We start from the raw sequence: 13,328 nt of genomic DNA on the forward strand, positions 1-13,328 counted from the left end.
GAAAAATGAGAAGAAATATTTTAATAGGGTTTGTTTTATCTATTTTTTTCCTTCCTGTTTTAGCTGGTGCTGTTGAACCATCATTGCCGAATAGTGGTGTAAATGCGTTTAATTCTAATTCAATTTCAACTCCATCTTCTAATTCCTCAGTCAAGCTGGATAGTGGTATTGGAACAGATTACTTACCAAAGAATAATTTTAATATTATTGAATTTGATAAGAATACGAATAAGCCTGTCATTAAAGATCGTGATACTGAAATAGCAAAGAAGACGCTTGAACGAGCAAAGAAGGACTTAGAAGGTAAAAAAGCTATTCAAAAGAAAGAAGCAGATTCAAGAAAATTGACTTATGATAACTATAAGTCGAAGATGTCTGATCTAACAAGTAAGGTTTACTTTGATAAGAAATTCTTTGGTTTTGATTCAAACATGAATTATTTCTTTAATTCGATTGTGCAAGCTATTTTTTGGTTGTCAAAATTTATCTTTACGATCATAGCTGGAATCTATAATGCAGTAGAGGGAATGAGTGATGTATCAACTTTATTGAATAACGTTATAGGTAACTCTAGTAAAGTATTTTCTTCTCTATTCAGTAAAGAGATAGTCTATGTTATCGGTGCAAGTATGGCTATGTATCTGTTGTACTTGTTCGCAACTGGTAACGGTAGCGTAGTTAAAGCATTAGTGAAGATGTTGTTGATCTATACAATTATTGGTCTTTACTTTATCAAAATAAATGTAAATGATCAGAATAAGTATTTACTAACTCATTTGTATGATGGATTTAGAACGACAACGATTTCTCTTAATGGTCAGATTACAAAGACTTTGACTAATGAAAATTCTAATGCTATTGATGTCTATTTTACTGAAACAATCGTAAAATCGTATAAGTATATGAATTCTCCTTTAAAAGAAGATGGAGAATTTCAGTTATCTGAAGCAGAATTTGAAGATTTAGCTGGATATAAACAAGGTGATGGAGATTATCTTGTTGGTGGTAAGAAAATCAAGGATATTGCTAAAGACAAAGATCCTGAAAACAAAATGTTGAAAAGTGAGTGGGGCGCAAAGTTTAGCTATGCTCTTTCTTCATTGGTTGATGTAACGGTAGTAGGAATTGTTTATCTAGTCTTAGGTCTTTCAAGATTCTTCTTCTTGATGATCTATGTATTCTTGATTCTCATATTACCATTCATTCTTTTGGTTAGTCTATTTCCTTCAATGGAAGGTTTGATTCATTCGTTCAATAAAAAGGCTATTTCAATGTTGATTCTATCGTCTGTGACTTTGTTAGCTACAACTCTATTTGTATTTTTCTATAATTCATTAACAGATTTTATTAGCTTGGCAGTAGGTCAAAATGTGCTAATTGTGATATTCGTAAAAGCTATTCTACTATTCTTGATGTTTAAGAATAAGAATATGATCCTGTCATTGTTCTCACAAATTGGACGATTACCTGTAAATAGAATGAATGGCTTGAATCTCAATCAAGGTACTAAAAAGATTCGTGAAAGAATGTTTGGTGCTGGTAAGAGTGGACTTTCTGCTGGTGGTCAATTTGCTAAAGGTGGTTTGAAGATGGGTAAAGACAACTTACAATCTCGCCTTAAAAGTTTACGTTCAAACAGTTCGAAAAATGGATCGCTTGGAAAAATTGGGAATAGATATGCTTCTATGAAGCATGGTGCAAGAAGTACGGTGAATGCCTTGAAAGAAAAAGGGAATCGTGGTATGGCTTTCTTGTATCAAGCTAGAGCAAATTCATTCAAAGGTGGAATGAAAAAAGAATTGCTTAATGAAAAAGCAGATAAATTGACTAAAAAAGCTGATTTTCAACGAGAAGTGAAAAATAGTTCTCATGCTGAAGTGAAGCGATTGAAAGAACAAAGACTGGCTAGAAAAAAAGCAGAATTTCAATCGAAGAAGGGACAAAGAATGAATCAAGTGGATTCAGGTAAGAATCCTAAAATTAATACTCCTAAAGCAAAACGAATGAAGGGAGGAAATTCTAGTCCAAAAAAGCAGGGAAGAAAAAATAAGAAAAATCGTCCGAATGTTACGATTGATAGAAAGAGAAATAAGATTTAATGAAAAATCAAATTAAGAATCAGGTAAAAAAATATGTAGTTGCCTTTCTCTTGTCGAATCTTACAACTATTCTACCTATTATCTTGATTTTGATACTTGTCATGGGTGCTGTGGTTGCTGGTAGTTCAGGATCATCAGATTCTACGATTGGAAAACGAACACGTTTAACAGCTCAAGAAGTAGCGCAAAAAGCGAATATCTCTGTTGAAAGAGCAGAAGATGTGATTAAGATTCTAAACTGGCAACTCTCTAAAGAAAAATTTACTTTAGAGGGTGCTAGTGGATCGCTTGCTAATGCTGAAAGAGAAAGTGATTTTGATCCAAAGTTGACGAATCCGTCAGGTGGAGTTGCTGGGTACTTTCAATGGTCGGGCTGGAACGGTAACACAATCAATGGTGATAGATGGGCGAAGGCTAGTTCTCGTACTTTAGATAGTACGGTTGAATTAGAGTTAATGAGTTATGAGTTAAATCATGGCTATAAAAAAGTAAAAGACTATATGCAAAAGGCAACTGATCCTTTTGAAAGTGCAAAATATTGGTCTGAACATTATGAAGGTGTGTTGCTTTCAGACGGTCAGACAAAATTAGAGAAGCTGGAGAAGGATAGTAAGAAGTGGTACGAAGTTTTTAAGGGGACTATTGAATCTGATGGCTCGTCAGGTGGGAATGCAATAGCTGGTAGCTTAGATGTTCCTGCTGGTCAAGTTGCTATGGATATACCTAGTGGGTACTCGATAGATAAGGAAATTACAAAAGATGGCTATATTACTCAATCTTATCCTTATGGTGAATGTACTTGGTATGTATTCAATCGTGCTAAAGATTTTGGAATAAATTTTGATCCATATATGGGGAATGGTCAGGACTGGGCGCATAAGTCAGGCTATGAGGTTTCCAATACTCCTACGAAACATTCTGCTGTTAGCTTTCAGGGAAGGCAGGCAGGTGGTCACCCTACTTATGGTCATGTAGCCTTTGTCGAAGATGTAAAAGATGATGGATCAATATTGATTTCTGAATGTAACTTTGTTCAAAGTGGTCAGGGAACAGGAATTACAAACTATCGTGTATTTACTGCTGATCAGGCAAAAGAATTTTTATATGTAACTGGAAAATAAAATAAAGAAAAGGAAAGAAAAATATGAATAAAAAAATTGTAACGTTAGCGTGTGTAACGCTATTAAGTGGTTTTGTAGCTGGTGTAAATGCTGATGAATTATCTTTGGGTGGAAGCGTAGATTCTAAAGAAGATACTGCTGGTTTAGTTGTGGCAGAACAGCCAAAAGAAGAAAATCCTGCTGTTGTTCCTGCTGAACAAACTAAAGGTGAGAATCTTGATTTAGGTGGTAAAACTGAAAAAGAGCCTTCACAAGATAATGCAGGTGTTGTAGTAGAGCATACAACTCCATCAGAACAGCCAAAAGAGGAAAAGCCTAAAGAAGATAAGCCTTCTGAAAATCTAGGTAAGGAATCTGAAAAAGAGCCTTCAAAAGATAATACAGGTGTTGTAGTAGAGCCTACAACTCCATCTGAAAAACCAAAGGAAGATCAACCAAAAGAGGAACAGCCAAAAGCTGATACTCAGAAGGAAGCTGATCCAAAAGTTCAGGAAGATAAGAAGAAGGCTGAAGATAATGTAGGAGTGAAAGAATCTGATGATCCTAAACCATTGAATGTTACTAAAGAAGATATTCAAGAACAGCCTATCGAAACAAACACTGGTCACAAGGTAGTTTCAACGAATCAAGGAAAAGTTGTAGTTGAAACAAGCGAAGGTGATTATGCAGAAAAAGAGCCTTATGAAGTAGGTGCTGTGAAGCAAAAAGATGGTACTATTGCTTTGAAAGATAAAGAAGGTCAGTTAAAAGTTCTTCCGAATACTGGAACAGCTAGTACAATTTTTACTACTATTTGGGGATTTGTAGGACTGGTTGCAACTGTGATTGGTAAACGAAAATTTAACTAGAATAAACAGCAAGGTAGGATAATTCCTACCTTGTTTTTTCTTTTTTAGAAAAAGTGGTATAATAAAAGAAAGTGAAAGGAGAAGGAATCATGATTAAAGAGTTTGGTGTTACAAATTTAGAAGTAACAAAAGAAGATATTTCTAAAAATCCTAACAATCCAATTTTGCGTATGTATGATGATGAAGAACTGATTGGAACATTTAGTATTCTTACAGGTGAAGTTGTGGAAAATTTAGATTTAGCAGACTATGATATACGATTTGCACAAAAACAAATTGAATTAAACCGTGATAACTACCTTGAAACGTGGAAGGACTACGTGGGGTTATTACATGCCTAAGTATTCTTTTTTGAAGTATGGTATTGAAATTCGTCCGAATGAACATAACCATAAAGGTCAGATGGCTCATATTCATATTTATATTCATGGTGAAGAAGTTGGATCAATGTTTTTAAATGGTGAACTTCGAGATGGAAAATTAAAATCAAAAGATATGAAGATAGTAAGACAGTATGTTTTAGAAAATGCAGATGAACTTCAGGCATTATGGAATGAATACCAAAATAGTGCATATTAAGAATAATAGTAAAAAAGAGCAAGTCAGAAATGGCTTGTTTTTTTTGTTGTGTGAAGGAGTTTTAAATGAAAGAGCAAAAACAAGTATTTAATATTGAAGTTCCAATTCCTGCTGATATGGTTTTGATTAGTCGCTCTGAATATTTAGATTTGCTTCAAAAAGAAGAAGTAGGTCAATGGTGGACGATTGATAAGGTTGAAGAACTGTTATCCATTAGAAAAACAAAATTAATAAATGATATTTTATTGAATCCATCAATCAAAAATGAATTAGATATTGAGAAAAATAAAGACGGATTTGTATTATATCCGAAAAGCAAGGGTTCACCTTATAGATTTTTAGCAAGGAAAACAAGAGAATATTTTGATAAAAATTATCAAAAAATATTATTGATGTTATAATAGAATGGTGATGATTGCCATTCAGAAAGGAGTTAGTGTGGCAAGTTACAGACAGCGTGGAAAAAATAAACTTTGGGATTATAGGATATTCGGTAAAAATGGAAAACTTATTGCTTCTAATTCAGGGTTTAAAACTAAACGTGAAGCAATGAATGAAGCACAAGAAAAGGAGAGAGAGCTATTTAAGTCGAATCATTCTGTGAGATTTAATAGTAAGTCTACCTTGTATGAATTGTGGAAGGATTGGTATGATTTAGTTATTGCGCCATCAGAAAAAGCAGATGCAACAAAAGGTACATACTTTTTTAGGGGAAATTTGATCGAAAAAATGTTTTCAGATATTCCAGCAGTTAAAATATCTCATAAAGAATATCAGTTGCGATTGAATGAATATGGAGAAAAAGTAACTAAAGATCATCTCAGAAGGGTGAATGCAGACATAAGATCGGTTGTAAGATTCAGTAAACGTAATGGTTTATACATGAACGATTTCACCGAAGATGTAAAAATTTACGGTCAATCGCCTGGCGAGGTGGATGATAAGTATATCCATAGTATTGAAGATTATAAAATCTTATTAAACTATTTGAAAGAAAATATGAACTATCGAGTATCAGTTATACCATTCTTACTATATCTTTTGTTTAAAACTGGATTTAGGGTTGGTGAAGGTATGGCTGTGTGTTGGTCTGATATAGATTTTGAAAAGAAAACAATTAAAACATATAGAAGATTTGCTGGAGATCGACAAATTTTCGTTCCTCCAAAAACTAATACTTCTATAAGAGAAATTCCTATTGATGACGATTTAATATTTGTATTGAAGTCATTGAAGGATGAGCAAGATAAGGTTCTTTTTGATCGTGAAGAATTAAAAAAGCATGATTTGGTATTTTATGATAGAAGGTATAAGCTTCCTACAAATTCGGGATTGAATAAGTGCTTGAAAGTATTTTTATCTGAACTTGGTATAGGTAGCCAAACCATGACTGCAACGGCAGGAAGACATACTTACGGGTCATATTTATTAGCTAAAGGAGTTGATATATGGGTTGTTTCTAGATTATTAGGTCATAAAGATATACAGCAAATCATTCAAACTTACGGACATGCTCTTAAAGAGGTCATTGATAAAGAGTATGATTTAGTAAGAGAATTAATGCTCGTAAAAGAATAATATTTTTTTGACCAAATATTGACCAAACGAAATAGAAAAGCCTTTAGAATAGGAATTTAGCACTACTATTTTTATTCCGGCAGGGGACATGTTTATGAAAAAAGCTACGTCATTTAACGTAGTTTTTTTCTGTTTTTAAATGAAAGCGCTCTAAAATAAATTGTTTTTTTAGGAAAATAGGAGTACAATAAGTTAGTATAGTAAATAAAAAAACACCGAATCGGTGCGCACTTTTTCAAGTTGTGTACGGACAAAGCCTTATTTTAACTTGCTGTGTTGTTTCGAATAGTTCCAACAGCTTTATTGTACTATACTCGTCAAAGATTATCAAGTGAAATGTAAATTATTTTACAGATACGACAAAAAGCTAGTTTATCATCATTTGAAACAATACAATTCTAAAACTAAAATATAACTTATAATCAATTTTAGCACATTTTTACCTATAATTCATCATTATTCTATTGAAATCTTTAGTTAGAGTGATATAATTTAATTAAGTTATATTTTACGGAGATTGTTTTGGAAAAATTTAAATTTACTAAAGATAATTTAGCTATTCTAACTGAGTTAGTAAAGTTTATGAAGGGGTGCATTGATTTAATTAAGGCTCTCATTTCGTAATTATTTTAAAAATTATAATTTAATATAAAGGAGATTACAAAATGAAAAAAGGATATTCAATTGGTCTTGACATTGGTACCAATAGCGTCGGATTTGCCGTCATTACGGATGACTATAAGGTTCCATCAAAAAAGATGAAAGTTCTGGGCAATACTGATAAACGATTTATCAAGAAAAATCTCATCGGGGCTCTATTGTTTGATGAGGGAACTACTGCTGAGGCTAGACGCCTTAAACGAACTGCACGTCGTCGCTATACTCGTCGTAAAAATCGTCTTCGCTATCTTCAAGAAATCTTTTCTGAGGAAATGAGCAAGGTAGATAGTAGTTTCTTTCATCGATTGGATGACTCCTTTTTAATTCCTGAGGATAAGAGAGAAAGTAAATACCCTATTTTTGCTACCTTGGAAGAAGAAAAAGAATATCATAAGAAGTTCCCGACTATCTATCATTTGAGAAAACACCTGGCGGATTCGAAAGAAAAGGCTGACCTCCGCTTGATTTATCTAGCATTAGCTCACATGATTAAATATCGCGGGCATTTTTTATACGAAGATACATTTGATATTAAAAACAATGATATCCAAAAAATCTTTAACGAGTTTATAAGCATTTACGATAACGCCTTTGAAGGAAGTTCACTTAGTGGGCAAAACGCACAAGTAGAAGCAATTTTTACTGATAAAATTAGTAAATCTGCAAAGAGAGAACGCGTCCTAAAACTCTTTCCTGATGAAAAGTCCACTGGTTTGTTTTCAGAATTTCTCAAGCTGATTGTAGGAAATCAAGCTGATTTTAAGAAACATTTTGACTTAGAAGATAAAGCTCCACTGCAATTCTCTAAAGATACCTATGATGAGGATTTGGAAAACTTGCTCGGACAAATTGGAGATGACTTTGCAGACCTTTTCGTGGCCGCTAAAAAACTCTATGATGCGATTCTTCTGTCAGGTATTTTGACTGTCACAGATCCTTCAACCAAGGCTCCACTGTCAGCATCTATGATTGAGCGCTATGAAAATCACCAAAATGACTTGGTAGTTTTAAAACAATTCATCAAAAACAATCTTCCAGAAAACTATGTTGAAGTTTTTTCTGACGATAGCAAAAATGGTTATGCAGGATATGTCGGAGTTGATTCAAAAATACGAAAAAGAAATGCTAAATTAGCAACTGAGGAAGAATTTTATAAATATCTCAAGAACATTTTGAATAATGTTAAAGGAGCAGATTATTTCCTTGATAAAATCGAACGTGAAGATTTCTTGAGAAAACAACGCACCTTTGATAATGGTTCTATTCCTCATCAAATTCACCTTCAAGAAATGAATGCCATTCTCCGTCGGCAAGGAGAACATTATCCATTTTTGAAGGAAAACAGAGAAAAGATTGAAAAAATCTTGACCTTCCGTATTCCTTACTACGTTGGTCCATTGGCTCGTGGCAATCGTGATTTCGCTTGGCTTACTCGAAATTCTGACCAAGCAATCCGACCTTGGAATTTCGAAGAAATTGTTGATAAAGCAAGTTCTGCGGAAGACTTCATCAATAAGATGACTAACTATGACTTGTATCTCCCAGAGGAAAAAGTTTTGCCTAAGCACAGTCTCTTGTATGAAAAATTTGCTGTCTATAATGAATTAACAAAAGTAAAATTTATTGCAGAAGGATTGAGAGACTATCAATTCCTTGATAGTGGGCAGAAGAAACAAATTGTCAATCAATTATTCAAAGAGAAAAGAAAAGTAACTGAAAAAGACATCATTCATTATCTACACACTGTTGATGGTTACGATGGAATCGAACTAAAAGGAATTGAAAAACAATTTAACGCTAGTCTTTCTACTTATCATGACTTACTCAAAATTATCAAGGACAAAGAGTTTATGGATGACCCTAAAAATGAAGAGATTCTTGAAAATATCGTCCATACTCTAACTATCTTTGAAGATCGGGAAATGATTAAGCAGCGCCTTGCGCAATATGACTCACTCTTTGATGAAAAAGTGATCAAGTCACTGACTCGTCGACATTATACTGGTTGGGGAAAACTCTCTGCTATGCTAATTAACGGGATCCGTGATAAACAAACAGGTAAAACAATTCTTGATTATCTGATTGATGATGCTTACTACAATCGTAACTTTATGCAGTTGATCAATGATGATGGACTTTCTTTCAAAGAAATTATCCAAAAAGCACAAGTGGTTGGTAAGACAGATGATGTGAAACAAGTTGTCCAAGAACTTCCAGGAAGTCCTGCTATTAAAAAAGGAATTTTACAAAGTATCAAGATCGTTGATGAACTTGTTAAGATTATGAGGCACAATCCTGAATCCATTGTGATTGAGATGGCACGTGAAAATCAGACAACTGCCAGAGGGAAAAAGAATTCTCAACAAAGATATAAGCGCATTGAAGATGCACTAAAAAATTTAGCACCTGGGCTTGATTCAAATATATTAAAAGAACATCCAACAGATAATGTTCAACTTCAAAACGACCGTCTCTTCCTTTACTATCTCCAAAATGGGAAGGATATGTACACTGGAGAAGCTCTTGATATAAACCAACTGAGCAGCTATGACATTGACCACATCATTCCACAGGCCTTTATAAAGGATGATTCTTTTGATAACCGTGTCTTGACTAGTTCAAAGGATAATCGTGGTAAATCCGATAATGTTCCAAGTATAGAAGTTGTTCAAAAAAGAAAAGCGTTTTGGCAACAATTGTTGGATTCCAAACTGATTTCAGAACGTAAATTTAATAATTTAACTAAAGCTGAACGTGGCGGGCTAGATGAGCGGGATAAAGTTGGCTTTATCAAACGCCAACTAGTTGAAACACGGCAAATCACAAAACATGTTGCACAGATTTTGGATGCTCGCTATAATACAGAAGTGAATGAGAAGGATAAGAAGAACCGTACCGTCAAAATCATCACTTTGAAATCCAACCTAGTTTCCAACTTTCGTAAAGAATTTAGGTTATACAAGGTACGGGAAATCAATGACTACCACCATGCACATGATGCCTACTTAAATGCAGTAGTGGCTAAGGCTATCCTTAAAAAATATCCTAAACTAGAGCCTGAATTCGTCTATGGTGAGTATCAAAAGTACGATCTTAAGCGCTACATCTCAAGATCCAAAGATCCTAAAGAAGTCGAAAAAGCAACTGAAAAGTATTTCTTCTACTCAAACTTGTTAAACTTCTTTAAAGAAGAGGTGCATTACGCAGACGGAACCATCGTAAAAAGAGAAAATATCGAATACTCTAAAGACACTGGAGAAATCGCTTGGAATAAGGAAAAAGATTTCGCTATAATCAAAAAAGTTCTTTCACTTCCGCAGGTGAATATTGTGAAGAAACGAGAAGTACAAACAGGTGGCTTCTCTAAAGAGTCCATCCTTCCTAAAGGAAATTCTGACAAGCTAATCCCTCGAAAAACAAAGGATATTCTTTGGGACACTACTAAATATGGGGGATTTGATAGCCCTGTTATCGCCTATTCGATCTTGCTCATTGCCGATATCGAAAAAGGAAAAGCGAAAAAACTGAAGACTGTCAAAACTCTAGTTGGTATCACGATTATGGAAAAAGCTGCTTTTGAGGATAATCCAATAACTTTCCTTGAAAATAAAGGCTATCATAATGTCCGTAAAGAAAACATCCTCTGCCTACCTAAGTATAGTTTATTTGAACTGGAAAATGGTCGCAGACGACTACTTGCAAGTGCAAAAGAACTTCAAAAAGGCAATGAAATAGTACTTCCAGTATATTTAACAACCTTGCTCTACCATTCTAAAAATGTCCATAAACTAGACGAACCAGGACATTTGGAATACATTCAGAAACACCGAAATGAATTTAAGGATTTGTTAAATCTTGTATCTGAGTTTTCTCAAAAATATGTCCTCGCAGATGCAAATCTAGAGAAAATCAAGAGCTTATATGCAGACAATGAGCAAGCAGATATAGAAATTCTAGCAAATTCGTTTATCAATTTGTTGACCTTTACTGCTTTGGGTGCTCCTGCTGCCTTTAAATTTTTTGGAAAAGATATTGATCGAAAACGGTACACAACTGTATCTGAAATACTCAACGCCACCCTCATCCACCAATCCATCACTGGTCTTTACGAGACTCGGATTGACTTGAGCAAACTAGGAGAAGACTAATGGGATGGAGAACCGTTGTTGTCAATACGCACTCTAAACTTTCCTATAAGAACAATCACTTAATTTTTAAAGATGCCTCTCGGACAGAGTTAATTCACCTGTCCGAGGTGGATATCTTACTTTTGGAGACGACAGATATTGTACTCTCAACCATGTTGATTAAGCGCTTGGTGGATGAAAATATTCTGGTTATCTTCTGTGATGATAAACGATTGCCAACTGCATACTTAATGTCTTACTACGGTCGGCACGATTCCAGTTTGCAACTTTCTCGGCAAATTGCTTGGAGAGAAGATGTTAAGGCACAAGTTTGGACAACCATTATTGCTCAAAAAATACTTAATCAGGCCCTTTATCTTGGGAACTGTGGCTTTCTGGAAAAATCTCAGTCAGTCATTGACCTTTATCATGGTTTGGATTTGTTTGACCCTAGTAATCGCGAAGGTCATGCAGCTCGAATTTATTTCAATACTTTATTTGGAAATGATTTTAGTCGAGAGCAGGAGAGCGATATCAATGCTGCCTTGGATTATGGGTATACTTTGATTTTAAGTATGTTTGCGCGTGAGATTGTGTTGTCTGGTTGTATGACTCAGTTTGGCTTGAAACATGCCAATCAGTTCAATCAATTCAACCTAGCTAGCGATATTATGGAGCCTTTTCGTCCGATTATTGATAGAATCGTCTATGAAAATCGAAGCAGTTCCTTTGTCAAAATCAAGCGAGAACTTTTCGCTATTTTCTCAGACACCTTTCACTACAATGATAAGGATATGTATCTGTCCAATATCGTCAGCGACTATACTAAGAAAGTCATTCAAGCTCTCAATCAACCGGAGAAAGGAGTTCCTGAGTTTAGGATATGAGTTATCGATATATGCGTATGATTTTAATGTTTGATATGCCTGTTGATACCGTAGAGGAACGCAAGGCCTATCGGAAATTTCGCAAGTTCCTCATAGATGAAGGATTTATCATGCACCAATTCTCCATCTATAGCAAGCTCTTGCTCAACAACTCTGCTAATAACGCCATGATTGAACGCCTTAAGACGCACAATCCTAAAAAAGGGAACATTACTCTCTTAACCGTTACAGAAAAGCAGTTTTCTCGCATGATTTACTTAAATGGTGAGCGAAATACTAGCGTAGCAAACTCCGACGCACGTTTGGTTTTTCTAGGAGAGGAGCCTAGAGATGAAGATTAATTTCCCATTATTGGATGAACCATTGGCTATTGAAAATGCGACCTTTTTAGTCCTGGAAGACCAGCTTACCTTTTCAACTATCGTCAAGCAGTTCTACCAGTACACTGATGATGGAGAGTTGAAATTATTTGATAGAAATCTAAAAGCTCTGAAAGAGTCCGAGTTACTAGTGATAACGGATGTCTTAGGATACAATCTCAACTCACCCGCCATGCTCAAGCTGATACATGCAGATCTTGAAAATCAGCTTAATGACAAGCCAGAAGTCAAATCCATGATTGAAAAACTGGTAGCTACGATTACAGAATTGTTAGCATTTGAGTGCTTAGAAAATGAACTAGACCTAGAGTACGATGAAATCACCATTCTAGAGTTAATCAATGCTCTAGGAGTCAAAGTTGAAACTCTGAGTGATACACCTTTCGAAAAGATGCTAGAAATTATCCAGGTTTTTAAATATCTTTCCAAAAAGAAACTCCTTGTTTTCATCAATGCGACCGCCTATCTATCAGAGGATGAGTTAATAAATCTGATAGAGTATATCCAACTCAATCAACTGAGAGTCTTATTTGTTGAACCTCGAAAAGTCTATGATTTCCCGCAATATGTGCTGGATCAAGACTATTTCTTGAACCCTGAAAATATGGTATAATAAGAGTAAGAATTGGAACTTGACGAGCTGAAGTCTGGCTGGGACGAATGGCGCGATTACGAAATTTCGTGAGAAAAATTTTTCTACGAGGTTTTAGAGCTGTGTTGTTTCGAATGGTTCCAAAACCAGAAAAGAAACCAACAATGAAAACTTCAAGTTTTAGAGCTGTGTTGTTTCGAATGGTTCCAAAACTGCATGTCTTGAGCGTATAGTCGTCTTTGTGTTTTAGAGCTGTGTTGTTTCGAATGGTTCCAAAACACATCGTCACCAGCAAGCACAATAGCTTTTGTTTTAGAGCTGTGTTGTTTCGAATGGTTCCAAAACTAACAACGAGTGTATATTCTGCAAGCGAGCGTTTTAGAGCTGTGTTGTTTCGAATGGTTCCAAAACGAACAGCATCCCAGAATTTCTTAATCTTATGTTTTAGAGCTGTGTT

At 34.9% G+C, this 13,328-nt stretch carries 11 protein-coding genes and 1 CRISPR repeat array; all 11 genes read left to right on the forward strand.

Going from position 1 to position 13,328, the window contains the following annotated elements:
- Positions 1-5: 5 nt before the first annotated feature.
- The 11 genes from AWH02_RS06735 (at position 6) to csn2 (ending at position 12,892) form a co-directional block, all read left to right on the forward strand.
- Positions 6-2,099: a hypothetical protein gene (locus AWH02_RS06735; RefSeq protein WP_060553419.1), complete on the forward strand. Its 2,094-nt coding sequence runs from the start codon at positions 6-8 to the stop codon at positions 2,097-2,099.
- Complete coding sequence (locus AWH02_RS06740) at positions 2,099-3,220, forward strand: phage tail tip lysozyme (RefSeq protein ID WP_060553421.1); 1,122 nt, start codon at positions 2,099-2,101, stop codon at positions 3,218-3,220. The genes AWH02_RS06735 and AWH02_RS06740 overlap by 1 nt, the downstream gene beginning before the upstream one ends.
- A gap of 23 nt (positions 3,221-3,243) precedes the next feature.
- Complete coding sequence (locus AWH02_RS06745) at positions 3,244-4,068, forward strand: LPXTG cell wall anchor domain-containing protein (RefSeq protein ID WP_060553422.1); 825 nt, start codon at positions 3,244-3,246, stop codon at positions 4,066-4,068.
- 89 nt (positions 4,069-4,157) lie between these two features.
- A complete protein-coding gene (locus AWH02_RS06750) occupies positions 4,158-4,409 on the forward strand; it encodes a hypothetical protein (protein ID WP_060553424.1) in 252 nt (83 codons plus the stop codon).
- Positions 4,402-4,647, forward strand: a complete 246-nt coding sequence (locus AWH02_RS06755; RefSeq protein WP_006150004.1) for a DUF4160 domain-containing protein — start codon at positions 4,402-4,404, stop codon at positions 4,645-4,647. Before AWH02_RS06750 ends, AWH02_RS06755 begins: the two co-directional genes overlap by 8 nt.
- Before the next feature lie 65 nt (positions 4,648-4,712).
- Entirely contained in the window at positions 4,713-5,048 is a 336-nt protein-coding gene (locus tag AWH02_RS06760) for a DUF771 domain-containing protein (protein ID WP_060553426.1), read from the forward strand.
- A 37-nt stretch (positions 5,049-5,085) separates the two neighbouring features.
- Positions 5,086-6,225, forward strand: a complete 1,140-nt coding sequence (locus AWH02_RS06765) for a site-specific integrase (RefSeq protein ID WP_060553427.1) — start codon at positions 5,086-5,088, stop codon at positions 6,223-6,225.
- A 665-nt stretch (positions 6,226-6,890) separates the two neighbouring features.
- Positions 6,891-11,033, forward strand: a complete 4,143-nt coding sequence (cas9, locus tag AWH02_RS06770; protein ID WP_060553428.1) for a type II CRISPR RNA-guided endonuclease Cas9 — start codon at positions 6,891-6,893, stop codon at positions 11,031-11,033.
- Complete coding sequence (cas1, locus tag AWH02_RS06775) at positions 11,033-11,899, forward strand: type II CRISPR-associated endonuclease Cas1 (RefSeq protein ID WP_060553429.1); 867 nt, start codon at positions 11,033-11,035, stop codon at positions 11,897-11,899. The genes cas9 and cas1 overlap by 1 nt, the downstream gene beginning before the upstream one ends.
- Positions 11,896-12,240 carry a CRISPR-associated endonuclease Cas2 gene (cas2, locus tag AWH02_RS06780; RefSeq protein WP_002876413.1) on the forward strand — a complete coding sequence of 115 codons (345 nt, stop codon included), beginning with the start codon at positions 11,896-11,898 and terminating at the stop codon, positions 12,238-12,240. The genes cas1 and cas2 overlap by 4 nt, the downstream gene beginning before the upstream one ends.
- A complete protein-coding gene (csn2, locus tag AWH02_RS06785; protein WP_060553430.1) occupies positions 12,230-12,892 on the forward strand; it encodes a type II-A CRISPR-associated protein Csn2 in 663 nt (220 codons plus the stop codon). Before cas2 ends, csn2 begins: the two co-directional genes overlap by 11 nt.
- Positions 12,893-12,982: 90 nt before the next feature.
- A CRISPR array of direct repeats spans positions 12,983-13,282; the repeat unit is 36 nt; unit sequence GTTTTAGAGCTGTGTTGTTTCGAATGGTTCCAAAAC.
- Positions 13,283-13,328: the final 46 nt, after the last annotated feature.

The organism is Streptococcus gordonii (assembly GCF_001553855.1).
GTDB classification, from domain to species: domain Bacteria; phylum Bacillota; class Bacilli; order Lactobacillales; family Streptococcaceae; genus Streptococcus; species Streptococcus gordonii.